This is a genomic window from Amycolatopsis sp. NPDC052450 (assembly GCF_044547565.1).
Classification (GTDB): Bacteria; Actinomycetota; Actinomycetes; order Mycobacteriales; family Pseudonocardiaceae; genus Amycolatopsis.
In genome coordinates this window covers 53,614-70,017 of record NZ_JBIUAQ010000036.1, presented here as the reverse complement: position 1 = coordinate 70,017, position 16,404 = coordinate 53,614, and the positions used below count along the sequence as shown (strand labels likewise).

The window sequence follows — 16,404 nt, the reverse complement described above, 5'->3', positions numbered from 1 at the left end:
GGACGAAACGGACACCACTGGACGGGCTATCGACAGTGCCCGCCGTTAACCGTTATATGCGCCGAGCGTGACGATCGGGGCGGCTCGATCGGCCATAGGTAGGAAACTTTACAAAACCCCTCCGGAAGTCGGTCCTTACGTCTGGTCAGAATCGGCGGACCGCTTCTAGGGTGGCGGTGGCTCGGCCCTGTTCGATCCCATGTGGACGTTAGGAGCGGAAATGATCGACACCATCGAGGTATGGACCACCCCCGACTTCGTCGAGTATGAAACCCCCATGGAGGTCACCGCCTACGCGGCCCGCATGGAGGACTGACTTCGCATCCGGTGGTGGGGGCCGTCCCCCACCACCGCGCCGCCGTCCCGATCAGCGAGCCGTTGGAGGCAGCCCGGTGTCCCTCATGTCGTCGTCGGACTTCATCGCGGCCTTGCGCGGGCTTTCGCACCGCTATTGGGGCACCCACCCGTTCCACGAGCGGATGCACCGCGGCGACCTGTCCGAGTACGAGCTGAAGATCTGGGCCGCGAACCGCTGGTATTACCAATGCGTGCTCCCGCAGAAGGACGCGGCGATCATCAGCAACTGCCCGTTGCCGGAAATACGCCGGGAGTGGCTCGACCGCATCGTCTATCACGACGGGATGAAGGCAGGCGACGGCGGAATCGAGCGATGGCTCCGCTTGTGCACCGCGGTCGGGCTCGATCGCGAAGAGGTTCTCGATCAGCGGCACGTCGCCCCCGGCGTACGGTTCGCCGTCGACGCCTACGTGACTTTCGCCCGCACGAAACCGTGGCTCGAAGCGGTCGCTTCGGGGCTGACCGAAATGTTCGCCGGCCATCTCATGCAGCGGCGGGTCGCCGACATGCTGGCGAACTATTCGTGGATCGCGCGGGAAGACCTCGCCTACTTCACCAATCGCATCGACAAGGTCTCCGGCGAGGGCAAGGGAACGCTCGACATCGTCGTGCAACACGCGGTCACCCGCGAGCAACAGGAGAAGGCGATCGCCGCGCTGTCGTTCAAGACCGACGTGCTCTGGTCCATGCTCGACGCCATCGAGCGCGCCGCGGCCAAGGAGTAGCGATGAGCACCCTCGAAATGGGCTCGGTGCCGCGGCTGCGGCGCGGGGTCCGGCTGAGCTATGACCAGACCAGGGAAACACACGTCCTCCTGTTCCCCGAAGGCGTACTCGTCCCGAATCCGACCGCCGCCGCCGTACTCCAGCTCTGCGACGGCGTCGAGGACGTCACGGCGATCGCGTCGGCACTGCGCGAGCGCTATTCCGGTGTGCGCGAGGAAGAGATCCTCGACGTCCTGTCCCGGCTGGGAGAACGGCGGATCGTCGAATGGACCTGAAAACCGCGGCACCGCCGCTGGGCATGCTCGCCGAGCTGACCCACCGCTGCCCACTGCACTGTCCGTACTGTTCGAATCCGGTCGAACTGATCGCCCGCGACGGCGAACTGTCCACAGAGGAATGGATTTCCGTGCTCTCGCAGGCGCGGGAGCTCGGCGTGCTCCAGGTACACATGTCCGGCGGTGAGCCACTCGCCCGGCCGGACCTGCCCGTCCTGGTCGAACACGCCACGAAACTGGGTTGCTACGTGAACCTGGTGACGTCCGGGCTCGGACTGACCGAGTCCAGATTGGACGATCTCGTCGAACGCGGCATCGCGCACATCCAGCTGTCCGTCCAGGGTGCGACAGCCGAACGCGCGGACCGGCTCGCCGGCGCACGGGCCCACGACCGGAAGCTGATCGTCGCCGAGCTGATCAAGAAGGCCGGGCTGCCGCTTTCGGTGAACGTCGTCCTGCACCGGCGGAACCACGATCAGCTCGCCGGGATCATCGCCCTCGCCGAGGAAATGGGCGCGGACCGGCTCGAACTGGCCAACACGCAGTACTACGGCTGGGCCCTGCGCAACCGCGACGCCCTCATGCCGACCCGGCGGCAACTCGACGAGGCCGAGCCGATCGTGCGCGCGGCCACCGAACGGCTGCGCGGGCGCATGGAGATCATCTACGTCGTCGCCGACTACTACGAGCGATACCCGAAGCCCTGCATGTACGGCTGGGGCGCGCGGCAGCTGACCGTGGCACCCGACGGGAACGTGTTGCCGTGTCCCGCTTCGACGGCGATCGAGACGCTGGAGTTCGACAACGTGCGGGACAGGCCGCTGGCGTGGATCTGGTACGAATCCAGCTCCTTCAACGCCTATCGCGGTGAGGACTGGATGCCGGACACCTGCGGCACCTGCGAGCGGCGCGCGATCGACTTCGGCGGCTGCCGGTGCCAGGCGTTCCAGCTCACCGGCGACGCCGCGGCCACGGACCCCGTCTGCTCGCGTTCACCGCGGCGCGACGTCGTCGACCTCATCCTCGCCACACCCCCGAAAACGGACGAACTCGTGATGCGCGGGCCACGATGAGGGTGATCCTGCTCGGTACCGCGGCGGGCGGCGGCTTCCCGCAATGGAACTGTGCCTGCGCGCGGTGCGTTTCCGGCGCGCCGCCGCGGACGCAGGACTGTGTCGCGGTGAGCGCCGACGGCGAGGGCTGGTACCTGCTCAACGCGTCGCCGGACATCCGCGCGCAGATCCTCGCCACCCCACCGCTGCGTGCCGGGCCAGGGCCGAGGGAGATCCCGCTGCGCGGGGTGCTGCTCACCGACGCCGAGCTCGATCATTCACTCGGCTTGCTTCTGTTGCGCGAAGCGGGCGGACTCCCGGTGTGGGCACCGGACGCTGTCCTGCACGCGCTCTCCGCACAGTTCCCCGCGCGGTCGATCATCGACGGCTACGGCGGCTGGGACTGGCTTCCGTCGTCGGAAATCGCCATCGACGGACTCCGGGTGAGCGCGCTTCCCGTGAGCGACAAGCGGCCGAAGTACGCACGTTCGTCCACTGAGGACGGCCCATGGGTGGTGGCGTACCGGGTCGAAGACGTCCAGACCGGCGGCGTCTTCGTCTACGCGCCTTGCCTGAAGAGCTGGCCGGACGGCTTCGACGAGTTCACTCGCGACGCCGGCCTGGTGTTTCTGGACGGAACTTTCTTCGCGCCGGACGAAATGTCGGGCGCCACCGCGGCCGAGGTCGGCGACGGCGCCCAGCTGGCGATGGGACATCTGCCGATCACCGGAAGTCTCGCGAGGCTCCGGCCCGGCCCGCGCTGGGCGTACACACATCTGAACAACACGAACCCGGTGATCGACCCCGCCTCGCCGGAGCACGCCGCCGTCCTGGACGCCGGCGCCTCGCTTCCCTTGGACGGTACCGAATTCAAGCTCTAGGTGACACCTTCCGGACTCGCGCCCGACACCGGGACGGCGTCGGCGGTGAGCCGATCGATCTCCGCGAGATCGTCCGCTGTCAGGTCGACGTCGGCCGCGGCGAGACTGGCCTCGATGTTGGCCACCTTGCGCGCGCCCACGATCGCGACCTGCACGCCCGGCTGGGCGAGCGTCCACGCGATCGCGAGCTGACCGACCGAGATCCCCTTGCCCGCGGCGAATTCCTTGAGCCGGTCGACGACGGCGAGATTGCGCCGGAAGGTCTCACCGGTGAACGCCGAAGACCGGGAACGCCAGTCGGTCTTCTCGAACGTCGTTTCCGGCGTGAAGGAACCGGTCAGCAGGCCACTGCCCAGCGGGCTGTACACGAGCACGCCGATGTCGTTCTCCCGCGCGTACGGCAGCGGATCGGTTTCGATGTCCCGGCGGAACAGGTGATACGGCGGCTGCAAGGTCTCCACCGGACGGGTCCGGTCGAAGTCGGCCAGCCCCGCGGCGTCGTAGTTCGAGACACCGACGTGCCGGATCTTCCCGGCGTCGACGAATTCCTGCAGGATCCCCGCGGTCTCCTCGGCCGGCGCATCGGGATCGGGCCAGTGGATCTGGTAGAGGTCGATGTGGTCGACGTCGAGGAAACGAAGGCTGTCCTCGATTCCCTGGGTCAGCCACTCGCGCCGGGAGTCGCGCGGCCGGTCGGAACGCGGCTTGATTCCGCCTTTCGTGGCGATGACGAGGTTGTCGCGGTCGCGCTTGAGTTCTTCGCGCAACGCCTTCCCGAGCATCGCTTCGGATTTCCCGAAACCGTAGGCCTGGGCGGTGTCGAAGAAATCGACCCCGAGCTCGCGGGCGTGATGGATCGCGGCGATGGCCGCGCCCTCGTCGAAGGAGCCCCAGTCCCCGCCGAGCTGCCAAGTGCCGAAAGCGACCCTCGAAACTTCGAGACCGCTCCTGCCCAATGTCGTCGTACGCATACCTTCAGCAGAGCACAGACGCCGGATCACCGCACCGGATCTCCCGGCCAATGACACCCCCAAATAACTGTTTGACGGTCGGCGTCCCGGCAGTCGATACTCGCTTCATGTCCGATTCTCCCGGCCTCGACGGGCTGCGCGTCCTCGCCCATCCCGTACGGCTGCGCATTCTGTCGCTTTTGACCGGTGTCGCGATGAGTGCGGCCGAGGCCGCGCGCGAACTCGGTGAGACACAAGCGAATGTCAGCTATCACCTGCGACGGCTCCACGAGGCCGGACTGCTCGACATCGCCGAGGAGGTCCGGATCCGAGGCGGGCTGGCGAAGCGCTACCGGCACGACCCGGAGTCCGGGACGCATTTCACGTCGGCGAATCCGCGGGAGGAGCAGCTTCTCCTCGCGACAATGGCCGAAGAACTCAAGCGCCGCGGCGAATTCCGCGCCCCGGGCGAACGCGCGTCGATGACCGACGCCGAGATGTGGGTCGACCGCGGGACCTGGGAGAAGGCGCTCGAACACGCTCGCGAACTGAGCAGGCTGCTGCACTCGGCCGCCCGGCCGCCCCGCACCCGGGGCACGATCCCGGTCAGCGCGACGGTGTCGCTGTTCGAAATGACACGATCGTGACGTCACTGCGCGAACCCCTGCGCCACCGCAACTTCCGCTGGCTGATCGGCGGCCGCACGTTCGGGGAGTTCGGCAACGCCGTCGCCCCGCTCGCGCTGGCGTTCGCCGTGATCGACCTGACCGGTTCGGCCGTCGACATCGGCATCGTCGTGGGCGCGCGTTCGGTGGCGAGTGTGGTCCTGCTGCTGTTCGGCGGGGTGCTGGCGGACCGCCTGCCGCGTTCGGTGATCCTGCAGGGCACCGAACTCGCCGCCACCGTGACCCAGGCCGTCATCGCGGCGAGTGTCCTTTGTGGATTCGCGTCGATCCCGCTGCTGGTCGGCCTCAGCGTGGTCAACGGCGCGGTGTCCGCGATCTCCGCCCCCGCGTCGGCGTCGCTCACCCCGTTGACGGTGCCCGCGGCCCTGCTGGCACCGGCCAACGCCCTCGGCAGGCTGCTCTCGAACTCCGGCCGGATCGCCGGCGCCGGCCTCGGCGGCATCCTGGTCACCGCGGTCGGCCCCGGCTGGGCACTCGGCGGGAACGCGCTGCTGTTCCTGGGCTCCGCCCTGTCCTACCGGCGTATCCGCCTCAGCCGCCGGGAACGGATCCCCGGCAGCCGCCCGCTGGCGGAACTCGTCGAAGGCTGGCGCGAGTTCCGGTCACGGACCTGGGTGTGGGTCGTGGTCGTGCAGTTCATGGTGGTCAACGCGGTCATCGCCGGCGGGATCGCGGTACTCGGTCCCGTCGTCGCCGACAGCAGTTTCGGCCGCTCCGGCTGGGGGTTCGCCCTCGCCGCACAGACGATCGGCTCACTCGTCGGCGGGATCCTCGTGGCTCGATGGCAGCCGCGGCGCGCGCTGTTCGTCGGCGTCGCGGTGATCCTTTTCGAAGCGCCGCCGTTGATCCTCCTCGGCCAGGCGCCGTGGCTGCCGCTGCTGCTGGCCGCCATGTTCGTGTCCGGCCTGGCGATCGAGCAGTTCGTGGTCGCGTGGGACGTCTCGCTGCAGGAGAACGTGCCCGAGGAAAAGCTCGCGCGCGTCTACTCCTACGACATGCTCGGTTCCTTCATCGCCCTCCCCCTCGGCCAGATGGCGGCCGGCCCGGCCGCCCAGCACTTCGGGGTCAGCACGACACTGCTCGCTTGCGCCGCCCTGGTCGTGGCGGCCACCTGTCTCGCACTGTGCAGCGGCCAGGTGCGCGGGCTCGTCCGAAAGACCCACGCGGCCCAGCCCTGACCCGCTGGAAGCGACAGCAAAGGTCCCTTGCTCCCTTTCCGCAGGTCACGGCCAGGGACGGACCTCCTCGAGGAGCTTCGCGACCGCGAGGACCAGGTCGTCGGAGTGCCGCGGGCCCACGATCTGCAGACCGACCGGGAGACCGCGGGAGGTGCGGCCCGCCGGAACGCTGATGGCGGGCTGCTGGGTCATGTTGAACGGGTAGGTGAACGGCGTCCAGTCCGGCCAGCCGCTGAGTCCGCTGCCAGGCGGCACCTCGTGCCCGGCCTCGAAAGCGGGAATCGGGAGGGTCGGCGTGATCAGCACGTCGTAGCGCGTGTGGAACTCGCCCATCAGGATGCCCAGCGCGGCCCGCTCGGCGTTGGCGCCGAGATAGTCGCTCGCCGAGAAGGTCTTGCCGAGTTCCCACACCTTCAGCAGCCCGGGATCGACCTTCGCCTCCGAACCGGCGGGGAAGGCGTCCAGCCACTTGGCCGCCCCCGTCGACCACAGGATGTCGAAAGCGGGTTTGGGGTCGGTGAAGCCTGGATCGGTTTCCTCGATGTGCAGGCCCGCGTCGCCCAGCGACCGGACCGCCGACTGGACGATCGCCGCGACCTCCGGGTCGACGTCGACGAAACCGAGCGTCGGCGAGTAGGCGGCGATCAGCCCGCGCACGTCCCGGCGGACGGCTTCGCGGTAGGTCGAGACGGGCGGGGCGAGCGCGGCCGGGTCGCGGTGGTCGGGCAGCGAGAGGACATCGAGGAGCAGTGCCGTGTCATCGACCGAACGCGCCATCGGGCCGGCGTGCGAGAGCGGCCCGAACGGGCTCGCCGGGAACAGCGGGATCCGGCCGTGCGTCGGCTTGAGGCCGACGATTCCGCAGAACGAGGCCGGGATTCGGATCGAGCCACCGCCGTCGGTGCCGACGGAGAGTTCGCCCATCCCCGCCGCGACGGCCGCGGCGCTTCCCCCGCTGGATCCGCCCGCCGTCTTCGACGGGTCGATCGGGTTGCGGGTGATCCCGGTCAGCGTGTTGTCGGTGACACCCTTCCACGCCAATTCCGGCGTCGTGGTCTTTCCCAGCAGTACCAAGCCGTTCTCGCGCAGCCGCGCGGTGACCGGGCTGTCGACGTCCCACGGCTGGTTCGGGTCGATGCACCGCGAACCGCGCAGCGTCGGCCAGCCCTGGGTCAGGAACATGTCCTTGATCGAGGCCGGGACACCGTCGAGCCAGCCGATCGGATTCCCGTCCCGCCAGCGGATTTCGGACGCTTTCGCCTGTTCGAGCGCACCATCGGCGTCGACAAGGCAGAAGGCGTTCGTCTCGCCGTCGCGTTCTTCGATGAGACGCAACGCGTTCTGGGTGGCCTCGACCGGCGACAGCTCTCCGGTGGCATACGCGGCCACGAGCTCACTCGCGGTCAACTTGGTGTCGTTCATCCGGCCCCTAACCTTGGCGAAGCGTCTCCGACGGCACGTATCCGAGCTGCTTGTCCACGACGTTGCGCAGCGGCTCCCCCGCGCGCCAGCGACGGAAGTTGTCCGCGAACACCTCTACCAGAGTATTACGCCAGCCGATGAAGTCGCCCGACATATGCGGCGAGATCAGCACGTTCTCCATAGTCCACAAAGGACTTTCAGACGGCAGCGGCTCGGTGTCGAAGACATCGAGCGCCGCACCTCCGAGCGAGCCGTCCCGCAAGGCGCCGACCAGGTCCGAAGTGACGACCAGTTCACCGCGGCCGACGTTGACGAACCGCGCCCCGGGCTTCATCGCGGCAAAGGCCTCCGCGTCGAACATGCCCTTCGTCTGCTCGGTCAGCGGCGCGACCGCGACGACGTAGTCCGCCTCAGGAAGATGACGAGCCAGGTCCGAAGAGGCGTACACGTCTCCGAAGTCGGGATCGCCCTCACGAGGACGCCGTCCGACGCCCGCCACCGACATCCCGGCCGCCCGCAGCATCCGCGCGATCGACCGGCCGATCGGCCCGGTGCCGACCACGAGCACCCGGCGACCGGAGATCCGCTCACTCTCCCGGTGCTTCCACTGCTTCCGCCGCTGCAGATCCCACGAACGGACGAAATCCTTCGCGAACGCGAGGACGACCCCGAGGACGTACTCGGCTATCGCCCCGTCGAACACCCCCCGCGAGTTGGTGAGCACGACGTCGCTTTCCTGCAGCCCTGGGAAGAGCACGGGGTCGACGCCCGCGCTGGCGATGTGCAGCCAGCGCAGCCTGTCGGCCGCGTGCCAGGCACCCGGGACGGCGGTCGAGAGGAAGTCGTAGACGAAGAACGCGTCCGCACCGGATAACGCATCGGCCAACCCCGCCTCGTCGGTGTAACGAACCACCGCTTCGGCTTCGATAGCGCGCATGTCCGGTGGGCGCGTGTCTCCGCAGAGCACCGCCAGCACTGGGGTCTCCGAGGCGATCACGTTGACACCGTAAAAGTGGCTCGTATGATTGTCAACAATCCGAGGAACGACCCCCGGAGCACCGGACTGTGACTGCAGAAGTTTCCGGAGGCTGAGACTTGGATTTCGACTTACTGGAGTTCGAAGGCCCGTTGGCACAACGCGGGATCGGCGTGATCGCCCCCTTCGACCTTGCCCTGGAACGCGAGCTGTGGCGCTGGGTGCCCATGGAGGTCTCCCTCCATCTGGCGCGGACGCCGTACGAGCCCGTCCCCGTCAGCATGGAGATGGCCCAGCTCGTCAGTGACAGCAGACATCTCGCCGCCGCCACGCGAGACGTGCTCCACGTGGAGCCCGAAGTCGTCGCCTATCTGTGCACCTCCGGAAGTTTCGTCAACGGTGTGGACTACGAACGTTCTCTGACCAAGGCGATCTGCGACGCCGGCGCCCCGGACGCCGTCACCACGTCCGGCGCGCTGGCCGAGGTTCTGCACCAGCTCGACCTGCACCGGGTCTCGGTGCTGACGCCCTACGACGGCGACCTGACCGGGAAGCTGCACGACTTCCTGGCCGAACTCGGCGTCCACACCGTCTCCAGCGACCATCTCGGCCTGGGCGGCGGCATCTGGAAGGTCAGCTACCGGACCATCGCCGAACGCATCCTCGCCGCCGACCACGCCGACGCGGAAGCCATCTTCGTCAGCTGCACCAACCTCCCCACCTACGATCTGATCGAGCCGCTCGAAAGCGCGCTCGGCAAACCCGTCCTCACCGCGAACCAGCTCACGATGTGGGCCTGCCTCCGGCGGATGAACCTGCCGATCGTCGGGCCCGGCAAGTGGCTGCGGGAGGTCGACTGACCTCTTCCCCTACGATTGTCGACAATCTGACTTCCGGAGGTCCCGTGCCCATCTCGCCGCTCACCCCACCCGAGCCGCCGTCCGAGACGACCACGATCGGGTTCATCTACCCCGATCACGCGGCCGAAGACGACTACCCGCTCGCGGAGCAGCTCCTCGGCGGGGACATGGCCGGGATCAAGCTGCCGGTCGAGCACATCTACGGCACCGATCTGCACGCCGTGCCGGAACTGCTGGACCTCGGCAGCGAAAGCCGCCTCGCCGACGGCGCCGCGCTGCTGGCCAAACACGAACCGGACGCGGTGGTCTGGGCGTGCACCAGCGGCAGCTTCGTCTACGGCTGGGAAGGCGCCCGCGACCAGGCCGACCGGCTGGCCGCCGTCGCCGGTGTCCCGGCGTCGAGCACCTCCTTCGCCTTCGTCAACGCCGCTCAGGCCCTCGGCGTCCGGCGGGTCGCGGTCGCCGCCAGCTACCCGGACGACGTCGCCCGGCTGTTCGTCGAGTTCCTCGGCGCGGGCGGGGTCGAAGTGGTGTCGATGGGCAGCGCGGACATCGACACCGCCGCCGAGGTCGGCGAACTCAGCCCGGAAGCCGTCGTCGAGCTCGTCGTGAGCCGCGACCACCCGGCCGCCGACGCGCTGCTCGTCCCCGACACCGCCATGCGCACGCTCGGCGAGATCAACACGCTCGAGACCCGGCTCCGCAAGCCGGTGCTGACCGCCAACCAGGTCACCGTCTGGGAGGGCCTGCGGCTCACCGGGAAGTCGCCGCTCGTCCGCACACTGGGCGCGCTGTTCGGGAGAAGGGGCAACTGAACCATGTCCTTGCCGGAAATCGAGCCGGTCAGCCGGGAGTCGACCGCCGGGATCATCGCGCGCCAGTTGCGGGACGCGATCATGACCGGCGCTCTCCCTCCCGGCACCCAGCTCGGCGAAACGGATCTGGCCGCCCGGTTCCAGGTTTCGCGGGGACCGCTGCGAGAGGCGATGCAGCACCTCGTTTCCGAAGGGCTCCTGCGCAGCGAGCGGCACCGCGGCCTGTTCGTGATCGACCTCGAACCCGGCGACGTCTACGACATCTACTCGGCGCGCTCGGCCATCGAGCGTGCCGCGATGCTGCGGGCGCTGCGCGGTGACCGGGAACGGGTCGCCACCGAACTCGAACAGGCCGTGAGCGCCATGGCCGCCGCCGCGGACGACGACGATCCGACCGCGCTCTCCTGGGCCGACCTCCGGTTCCACGAAGCGCTGATCGCCGCCTCCGGCAGCAAGCGGCTCGTTCGGATGGCCCGGACCCTGCTGATCGAGACCCGGATGTGCCTCACCGCGCTGCAGGCGACCTATCAGCAGGTCGAAGAACGGGTCACCGAGCACACCAAGATCATCGAGGCTCTCCGGGCAGGCGACGAAGAAACCGCACTGTCGCTGCTGGAAGCCCATATGGAGGACGCCGTCCAGCGATTGGCCCCGGGAACCAGCCTGCGAGTGGGCGAAGCTCCCGCGGTGCCTTGAGGATTCAGCCACGGCCCCGCACCCCCAGCACCGGCTGCCCGCCCGTCCCGCCGCGGAACTCCCTGTCCCACGGCCAATTGCCGTGCTCGTCCTCGTAGACCAGTTGCAGCGCACGGAACTCCTCGCCATACATGAGCACGGCCGTGATCAGGTGCGCCGACGGCGAACTGAGCGGAACGACCTCGAACGCCGGCCATCCCACCGCGGCGGGCAGCACCTCACCCGCTTCCGGCGGCCCCGACCGGACCACCTGCTTGGCGAAATAGTTCAGCAGCTGCCCCGATCTTCGCTCTCTCAGCCCGGTGACGACGAGTTCCGGCAGCCCGGCGTCGGTGAGCCCGACCGTGTACGCGAAACCGGGTTGGACGCTTCCGCGCTCGACCGTCTGCACCATCCAGCCGTACTCCCGGATCAGCGGGCGGACCTCCTCGATGAGGTAGTCACGGCGGGTCTTCCCGGGGTTGTCGCAATGCCAGCACATCGGCACTCCTCCAGTCGTCGAATCCGATGATCGACACTGTGCACCGGGGCACCGACAAAAACTCGCGACCCGGGGTGGCGCCCATGCGATGAACCGTCCTTTCGTGACGGCTTTCGCGCCGAGGTTCCCTTTCAGCACACCACTTTCACCTTTCCAAGAAAATCGGCCGGAACAGGCCACACGATGGGTCGCCGGGTCCTTACCTCAGGATCCCCAGCGACCTACGCTGCCCACAGGGCCGGATTCACGGGCCCGGCGCCCCCAATGTGGCATTGGGGACACTGAGCGTCCCCAATGCCACATTGGGCGCATTGAACGGACCACCCGAATCTCGCTTCCTTACGCCGCAAGGTGAAACTGGGCGGTTCAGTGTCGCGAAAGCCACTTTGGGGACGCCTGAGGTCTCGAAAGTGGCTTTCGCGACACGGAAGCCAGGCTCCAAAGCGAAATGGGGACACCTGACTGTGGCGGCATCGATCCCGCGCCACTCAGAACGTCACGACAGCCATCTCTCCCTTAAGTACGTGAAGGCCCCTTCCTTGCACTTAAAGCAAGGAAGGGGCCTTCACGTACTTAAACCCCGCCCGAAGTCATGAATGGACCATTCATGACTTGCCGGGACTTGACACACCCCTATGCGGATGGTTCAAGATAGAGCGGCGACCACCGCGGACCCGAGTTCGGCGGTGGTGGACTTCCCGCCGAGGTCAGGTGTCTGCACGGTCCCCTCCTCGAGAACCTTTTCCACCGCGGCGCGAACATCTTGTGCCGCAAGGGTTTCCCCGAGATGGTCGAGCAGCATCGCCCCCGCCAGGATCTGCGCCACCGGATTCGCGATGCCCTGCCCGGCGATGTCGGGAGCGCTGCCGTGGACCGCCTCGAACATGGAAGGGAACTCACCGGTTGGATTGATGTTGCCCGAAGGCGCCATTCCGAGCCCGCCCGTCACGGCCGCCGCCAGGTCGCTCAGGATGTCGCCGAAGAGATTGGAAGCGACCACGACGTCGAGCCGGTCCGGCGCCTGCACCATCCGCGCGGCGAGCGCGTCGACATGGCACTGTTCGGCGTGCACGTCCGGATACTCCGAAGAGATCTCGGCGAAGATCTCGTCCCAGAACGGCATCGAGTGGATGAGCCCGTTGGACTTGGTCGCCGAGCAGACCCGGCCCGTCCGCGTCTTCGCCAGTTCGAAGGCGTAGCGGATGATCCGCTCCACCCCGACCCGCGTGAACACGGATTCCTGTAAGACGAACTCGTTCCCCAAGCCCCGGTTGTGCCTGCCGCCGATCTCCGAGTACTCGCCCTCGGAGTTCTCCCGGACGATCACCATCTCCAGCTCGTCGGCGCCGCGGCCCGCCAGTGCCGACGTCGTCCCCGGCAGCAGGCGGACCGGCCGGAGATTGACGTACTGACTGAACGCCCGCCGCACCGGGATGAGGAGACCCCACAACGACACATGGTCCGGAACGCCGGGAAAGCCGACGGCGCCGAGAAAGATGCCATCGAAAGCGGAAAGCTGCTCGATACCGTCGCCGGGCATCATCGAGCCCGTCTTGGTGTACCGCTCACAACTCCAGTCGAACTCTTTCCAGGACAAGGAGAACCCATGCGATGCCGCCGCGCGGTCGAGGACCTTGCGGGCCTCGACCGTCACATCGACACCGATCCCGTCGCCGGGAATGCTCGCGATCCGATAAGAAGAAGTCACAGGGCCACCGCGATGTACTTGGTCTCGAGGAACTCGTCGATGCCGACGGTGCCACCTTCACGACCGAGCCCGGACTGCTTGATCCCGCCGAAGGGCGCCGCCGGGTTCGAGACCAGCCCTTGGTTGAGGCCGATCATGCCGGCTTCCAACCGTTCCGAAACCCGAATCGCCCGCTTGAGATCGGAGGTGTACACATAGGACACGAGACCGAACTCGGTGTCGTTCGCCGCCGCGATGGCCTCGTCCTCGCTGTCGAACGGGGTGATCGGGGCGACCGGCCCGAAGATCTCCTCCGAAGCGAGCCTGGCGTCCTTGGGCACGTCCGTGAGCACCGTGGCCTGATAGAAGTTGCCCGGACCGTCCACAGTAGACCCACCGGTCAGGACTCGCGCCCCGCGATCGGTGGCGTCGGAGACCAGGCTGCTGACCTTCTCGACGGCGGCTTCGTCGATGAGGGGGCCGACGACGACACCTTCCTCGGTGCCACGCCCCATCGGCAGGGCCTCCATGCGCTCGGTGAGACGCCGGGAGAACTCGCCGACGATGCCCCGCTGGACATAGAAGCGGTTCGCGGCCGTGCAGGCCTCACCGATGTTGCGCATCTTGGCGGTCATCGCGCCTTCGATCGCCGCGTCGAGGTCGGCGTCTTCGAAGACGAGGAAGGGGGCGTTGCCGCCGAGTTCCATCGAGGTGCGGAGCACCTTGTCCGCGCACTGTTCCAGCAGCTTCCGCCCGACGCCGGTCGAGCCGGTGAAGGACAGCTTCCGGGCACGGCCGTCCCGGATCAGCGGCTCCATCACGCCACCGGAGTCCGACGTCGTGAGCACGTTCAGCACGCCTTCGGGCAATCCCGCTTCGGCGAGGATCGCCGCGAGAGCCAGCATCGAAAGGGGGGTTTGGGCAGCGGGTTTGATGATCATCGTGCAGCCGGCCGCGACGGCGGGGCCGATCTTGCGGGTGCCCATCGCCATGGGGAAGTTCCACGGCGTGATCAGGAGACACGGTCCGACGGGCTGCTTCGTCACCAGGAAGCGGCCCGACCCGTTGGGCGCAACTGCGTAGCCGCCGTCGATCCGGACGGCCTCTTCCGCGAACCAGCGGAAGAACTCGGCCGCGTAGGTGATCTCGCCCTTCGATTCCCCGAGCGGCTTGCCCATCTCGAGCGTCATCAGCAGCGCGAGTTCGTCGGCGCGCTTGATCAGCAGTTCGTAGGCGCGGCGCAGGATCTCGCCGCGTTCACGCGGGGCGACGTTCGCCCAGTCGGCCTGTGCCGCGACGGCCGCGTCGAGTGCGCTGACACCGTCCGCCGGTGACGCGTCGGCCACCTCGCACAGGGCTTCGCCTGTCGAAGGGTCGAGAACGGGGAAGGTCTTCCCGCCCGTGGCGGGCACCCACTTGCCGCCGATGAACAGTTCCTTGTCGACCGCCTTGACAACGCCGGCCTCACTGATCGAGCTCATCCCAACGCTCCTCCATGTTGTCCCGAAAGCCATGCTATGGATATTGTCAACAATCGACAACAGCTCAGCCGACCTAGGAGCGCAGCCCATGGCCCAGCTATCACCGCTGCTCAAGCAGGCAACGCCGGTCGTGGTCGACCACGGTGAAGGGGTGTACCTCTACGACACCGATGGGAAACGTCACCTGGATTTCACCGCCGGCATCGGCGTGACCAGCACCGGCCACTGTCACCCGCACGTGGTGAGCGCGGCCCGGGAGCAGATCGGCAAACTCGTCCACGGGCAGTACACGACGGTCATGCACAAGCCGATGCTCGAGCTGACCGAGAAGCTGGGCGGTGTCCTTCCGGAGGGCCTGAACTCGCTCTTCTACGCGAACTCCGGCAGCGAGGCGGTCGAGGCGGCGCTCCGGCTGTCGCGGCAGGCGACCAAACGGCCCAACGTCATCGTCTTCCAGGGCGGGTTCCACGGCCGGACCGTCGCGGCGGCGACGATGACGACGTCGGGCACCCGGTTCAGCGCCGGTATCTCGCCGCTCATGTCCGGGGTGCACGTCGCGCCGTTCCCGTACGCCTTCCACTACGGCTGGGACGAGGAGACGGCGACGAAGTTCGCCCTGCGCGAGCTCGACTACCTGTTCGCGACGGTCTGCTCGCCGAACGAGACGGCCGCGTTCTTCATCGAGCCGGTGCTCGGCGAGGGCGGGTACGTGCCGGCGAACCGCGAGTTCCTCGCCGGGCTGCGCGAACGCGCCGACAAGCACGGGATCCTGCTGGTGATGGACGAGATCCAGACCGGCTTCGGCCGGACGGGCAGGTTCTGGGGGCACGAGCACTTCGGGGTGAGCCCGGACATCGTGCTCATCGCGAAGGGTCTCGCGAGCGGCTTCCCGATCTCGGGCATGGCCGCGTCGGAGGAGCTGATGGCGAAGGCGCTTCCCGGGTCGCAGGGAGGCACCTACGGCGGTAACGCGGTGGCTTGCGCGGCGGCGATCGCCACGCTGGAGGTGATCCAGCAGGAGGGGCTCGTGGAGAACGCCGCCGAACGAGGGCGCCAGCTCCTGGAAGGCGTCCGGGTGATCGCGGACAAGTCGCCGTCGATCGGCGACGTCCGCGGACTGGGACTGCTGGTCGGTTCCGAGTTCACCACGCCGGACGGCGAGCCGGACACCGCGAAGGCGCAGGCGGCCCAGAAGGCCGCGTCCGCCAACGGGTTGCTGCTGCTGACGTGCGGGGCGTACATGAACGTCGTGCGGATGGTGCCACCGCTGATCGTCGACTCGGAGCAGGTCGACGACGCGCTGCGGATCTGGGGCGACGTGGTGGCGGGGGTCGCGTGATGGCCCGCTACATCACGATCACGCTCGACAAGCGCGGAGTGTCCTGCCGGGCTCGCCTGCTCGACGCCGAAGCCCCGCGGACCTGCCGGGCGGTGTGGGAAGCGTTGCCGCAGAGCGGTTCGGCCTACCACGCGAAGTACGCGCGCAACGAGGTCTACGCCCTCGTCCCGCCTTTCGCCGAACCGAAACCCGGCCGCGAAAACCCCACGGTGACCCCGATTCCGGGTGATGTCGTGTACTTCGGGTTCGAGGCGTGGGAAATCGGCAACCCGGCGTACGGCTACGACGAGGACAGCGAGGCACACAGTGACCAGGGCGCGACGGATCTCGCGATCTTCTACGGCCGCAACAACCTGCTGATCAACGGCGACGCGGGCTGGGTGCCCGGGAACGTGTTCGCGACGATCGAAGAGGGACTGGCCGAAATGGCGGAAGCCGCCCAGGACCTCTGGCTGCGAGGTGTCGAGGGCGAGACGCTTTCGTTCGCACGCGCGTGAAAGCCTGTGGGCGGTGCGGGTTCCCCACCCTCACCGCCCACAGGCC

The 16,404-nt window shown here is 67.8% G+C and carries 18 protein-coding genes; 12 read left to right on the top strand and 6 right to left on the bottom strand.

Going from position 1 to position 16,404, the window contains the following annotated elements:
- Positions 1–220 precede the first annotated feature (220 nt).
- The 5 genes from pqqA to pqqB all read left to right on the top strand — a co-directional run bounded on the left by pqqA (position 221) and on the right by pqqB (position 3,290).
- Complete coding sequence (gene pqqA / locus ACIHAO_RS37005) at positions 221–316, top strand: pyrroloquinoline quinone precursor peptide PqqA (protein WP_396565969.1); 96 nt, start codon at positions 221–223, stop codon at positions 314–316.
- Positions 317–401: 85 nt separating this feature from the next.
- Complete coding sequence (gene pqqC / locus ACIHAO_RS37000; protein WP_396565967.1) at positions 402–1,082, top strand: pyrroloquinoline-quinone synthase PqqC; 681 nt, start codon at positions 402–404, stop codon at positions 1,080–1,082.
- A 2-nt stretch (positions 1,083–1,084) separates the two neighbouring features.
- On the top strand, positions 1,085–1,357 hold the full coding sequence (gene pqqD, locus ACIHAO_RS36995) for a pyrroloquinoline quinone biosynthesis peptide chaperone PqqD (RefSeq protein ID WP_396565965.1): 273 nt from the start codon (positions 1,085–1,087) through the stop codon (positions 1,355–1,357).
- Positions 1,348–2,430, top strand: coding sequence for a pyrroloquinoline quinone biosynthesis protein PqqE (pqqE, locus tag ACIHAO_RS36990; RefSeq protein WP_396565963.1), 1,083 nt, complete (start codon positions 1,348–1,350; stop codon positions 2,428–2,430). The genes pqqD and pqqE overlap by 10 nt, the downstream gene beginning before the upstream one ends.
- Positions 2,427–3,290, top strand: coding sequence for a pyrroloquinoline quinone biosynthesis protein PqqB (pqqB, locus tag ACIHAO_RS36985; RefSeq protein WP_396565961.1), 864 nt, complete (start codon positions 2,427–2,429; stop codon positions 3,288–3,290). Before pqqE ends, pqqB begins: the two co-directional genes overlap by 4 nt.
- Here pqqB and ACIHAO_RS36980 read toward each other — a convergent pair.
- Positions 3,287–4,261 (bottom strand): aldo/keto reductase, encoded by a 975-nt coding sequence (locus ACIHAO_RS36980; RefSeq protein WP_396565959.1) that lies wholly within the window; start codon positions 4,259–4,261, stop codon positions 3,287–3,289. The genes pqqB and ACIHAO_RS36980 overlap by 4 nt on opposite strands.
- Before the next feature lie 107 nt (positions 4,262–4,368).
- Here ACIHAO_RS36980 and ACIHAO_RS36975 point away from each other — a divergent pair, with 107 nt between their 5' ends.
- Together ACIHAO_RS36975 and ACIHAO_RS36970 are read left to right on the top strand one after the other, a co-directional pair.
- Complete coding sequence (locus tag ACIHAO_RS36975) at positions 4,369–4,887, top strand: ArsR/SmtB family transcription factor (RefSeq protein ID WP_396565957.1); 519 nt, start codon at positions 4,369–4,371, stop codon at positions 4,885–4,887.
- The gene (locus ACIHAO_RS36970; protein ID WP_396565955.1) at positions 4,884–6,104 is read left to right on the top strand and encodes an MFS transporter; all 1,221 of its coding nucleotides are present in this window, start codon (positions 4,884–4,886) and stop codon (positions 6,102–6,104) included. The genes ACIHAO_RS36975 and ACIHAO_RS36970 overlap by 4 nt, the downstream gene beginning before the upstream one ends.
- Before the next feature lie 45 nt (positions 6,105–6,149).
- Here ACIHAO_RS36970 and ACIHAO_RS36965 read toward each other — a convergent pair whose 3' ends face one another.
- Together ACIHAO_RS36965 and ACIHAO_RS36960 are read right to left on the bottom strand one after the other, a co-directional pair.
- Positions 6,150–7,526 carry an amidase gene (locus ACIHAO_RS36965; protein ID WP_396565953.1) on the bottom strand — a complete coding sequence of 459 codons (1,377 nt, stop codon included), beginning with the start codon at positions 7,524–7,526 and terminating at the stop codon, positions 6,150–6,152.
- Positions 7,527–7,533: 7 nt separating this feature from the next.
- Positions 7,534–8,523, bottom strand: a complete 990-nt coding sequence (locus ACIHAO_RS36960) for a D-2-hydroxyacid dehydrogenase (protein WP_396565951.1) — start codon at positions 8,521–8,523, stop codon at positions 7,534–7,536.
- Between the two features lie 98 nt (positions 8,524–8,621).
- Between ACIHAO_RS36960 and ACIHAO_RS36955 the strand changes: the two genes are divergently transcribed.
- Genes ACIHAO_RS36955 through ACIHAO_RS36945 form a run of 3 tightly spaced genes read left to right on the top strand, consistent with a single transcriptional unit; the run spans position 8,622 to position 10,873 of the window.
- Positions 8,622–9,362, top strand: a complete 741-nt coding sequence (locus tag ACIHAO_RS36955) for an Asp/Glu/hydantoin racemase (protein WP_396565949.1) — start codon at positions 8,622–8,624, stop codon at positions 9,360–9,362.
- Positions 9,363–9,406: 44 nt separating this feature from the next.
- Entirely contained in the window at positions 9,407–10,177 is a 771-nt protein-coding gene (locus ACIHAO_RS36950; RefSeq protein WP_396565947.1) for a maleate cis-trans isomerase, read from the top strand.
- A 3-nt stretch (positions 10,178–10,180) separates the two neighbouring features.
- Positions 10,181–10,873, top strand: a complete 693-nt coding sequence (locus ACIHAO_RS36945) for a GntR family transcriptional regulator (RefSeq protein WP_396565945.1) — start codon at positions 10,181–10,183, stop codon at positions 10,871–10,873.
- Between the two features lie 4 nt (positions 10,874–10,877).
- Here ACIHAO_RS36945 and ACIHAO_RS36940 read toward each other — a convergent pair whose 3' ends face one another.
- From ACIHAO_RS36940 to ACIHAO_RS36930, 3 genes are all read right to left on the bottom strand, one after another.
- Positions 10,878–11,354, bottom strand: a complete 477-nt coding sequence (locus ACIHAO_RS36940; RefSeq protein ID WP_396565943.1) for a DUF4262 domain-containing protein — start codon at positions 11,352–11,354, stop codon at positions 10,878–10,880.
- Between the two features lie 646 nt (positions 11,355–12,000).
- Positions 12,001–13,062 (bottom strand): tartrate dehydrogenase, encoded by a 1,062-nt coding sequence (locus ACIHAO_RS36935; protein ID WP_396565941.1) that lies wholly within the window; start codon positions 13,060–13,062, stop codon positions 12,001–12,003.
- Positions 13,059–14,522, bottom strand: coding sequence for an NAD-dependent succinate-semialdehyde dehydrogenase (locus ACIHAO_RS36930; protein WP_396565939.1), 1,464 nt, complete (start codon positions 14,520–14,522; stop codon positions 13,059–13,061). Before ACIHAO_RS36930 ends, ACIHAO_RS36935 begins: the two co-directional genes overlap by 4 nt.
- 88 nt (positions 14,523–14,610) lie before the next feature.
- Here ACIHAO_RS36930 and ACIHAO_RS36925 point away from each other — a divergent pair, with 88 nt between their 5' ends.
- Together ACIHAO_RS36925 and ACIHAO_RS36920 are read left to right on the top strand one after the other, a co-directional pair.
- Complete coding sequence (locus ACIHAO_RS36925) at positions 14,611–15,861, top strand: aspartate aminotransferase family protein (RefSeq protein WP_396565937.1); 1,251 nt, start codon at positions 14,611–14,613, stop codon at positions 15,859–15,861.
- The gene (locus tag ACIHAO_RS36920) at positions 15,861–16,358 is read left to right on the top strand and encodes a DUF3830 family protein (protein WP_396565935.1); all 498 of its coding nucleotides are present in this window, start codon (positions 15,861–15,863) and stop codon (positions 16,356–16,358) included. The genes ACIHAO_RS36925 and ACIHAO_RS36920 overlap by 1 nt, the downstream gene beginning before the upstream one ends.
- Positions 16,359–16,404 lie beyond the last annotated feature (46 nt).

Bases quoted from the DNA above. Each gene is read 5' to 3' on its own strand.
- pqqA (WP_396565969.1), top strand. From the start codon at position 221: ATGATCGACACCATCGAGGTATGGACCACCCCCGACTTCGTCGAGTAT.
- pqqC (WP_396565967.1), top strand. From the start codon at position 402: ATGTCGTCGTCGGACTTCATCGCGGCCTTGCGCGGGCTTTCGCACCGC.
- pqqD (WP_396565965.1), top strand. From the start codon at position 1,085: ATGAGCACCCTCGAAATGGGCTCGGTGCCGCGGCTGCGGCGCGGGGTC.
- pqqE (WP_396565963.1), top strand. From the start codon at position 1,348: ATGGACCTGAAAACCGCGGCACCGCCGCTGGGCATGCTCGCCGAGCTG.
- pqqB (WP_396565961.1), top strand. From the start codon at position 2,427: ATGAGGGTGATCCTGCTCGGTACCGCGGCGGGCGGCGGCTTCCCGCAA.
- ACIHAO_RS36980 (WP_396565959.1), bottom strand. From the start codon at position 4,261: ATGCGTACGACGACATTGGGCAGGAGCGGTCTCGAAGTTTCGAGGGTC.
- ACIHAO_RS36975 (WP_396565957.1), top strand. From the start codon at position 4,369: ATGTCCGATTCTCCCGGCCTCGACGGGCTGCGCGTCCTCGCCCATCCC.
- ACIHAO_RS36965 (WP_396565953.1), bottom strand. From the start codon at position 7,526: ATGAACGACACCAAGTTGACCGCGAGTGAGCTCGTGGCCGCGTATGCC.
- ACIHAO_RS36945 (WP_396565945.1), top strand. From the start codon at position 10,181: ATGTCCTTGCCGGAAATCGAGCCGGTCAGCCGGGAGTCGACCGCCGGG.
- ACIHAO_RS36940 (WP_396565943.1), bottom strand. From the start codon at position 11,354: ATGTGCTGGCATTGCGACAACCCCGGGAAGACCCGCCGTGACTACCTC.
- ACIHAO_RS36930 (WP_396565939.1), bottom strand. From the start codon at position 14,522: ATGAGCTCGATCAGTGAGGCCGGCGTTGTCAAGGCGGTCGACAAGGAA.
- ACIHAO_RS36925 (WP_396565937.1), top strand. From the start codon at position 14,611: ATGGCCCAGCTATCACCGCTGCTCAAGCAGGCAACGCCGGTCGTGGTC.
- ACIHAO_RS36920 (WP_396565935.1), top strand. From the start codon at position 15,861: ATGGCCCGCTACATCACGATCACGCTCGACAAGCGCGGAGTGTCCTGC.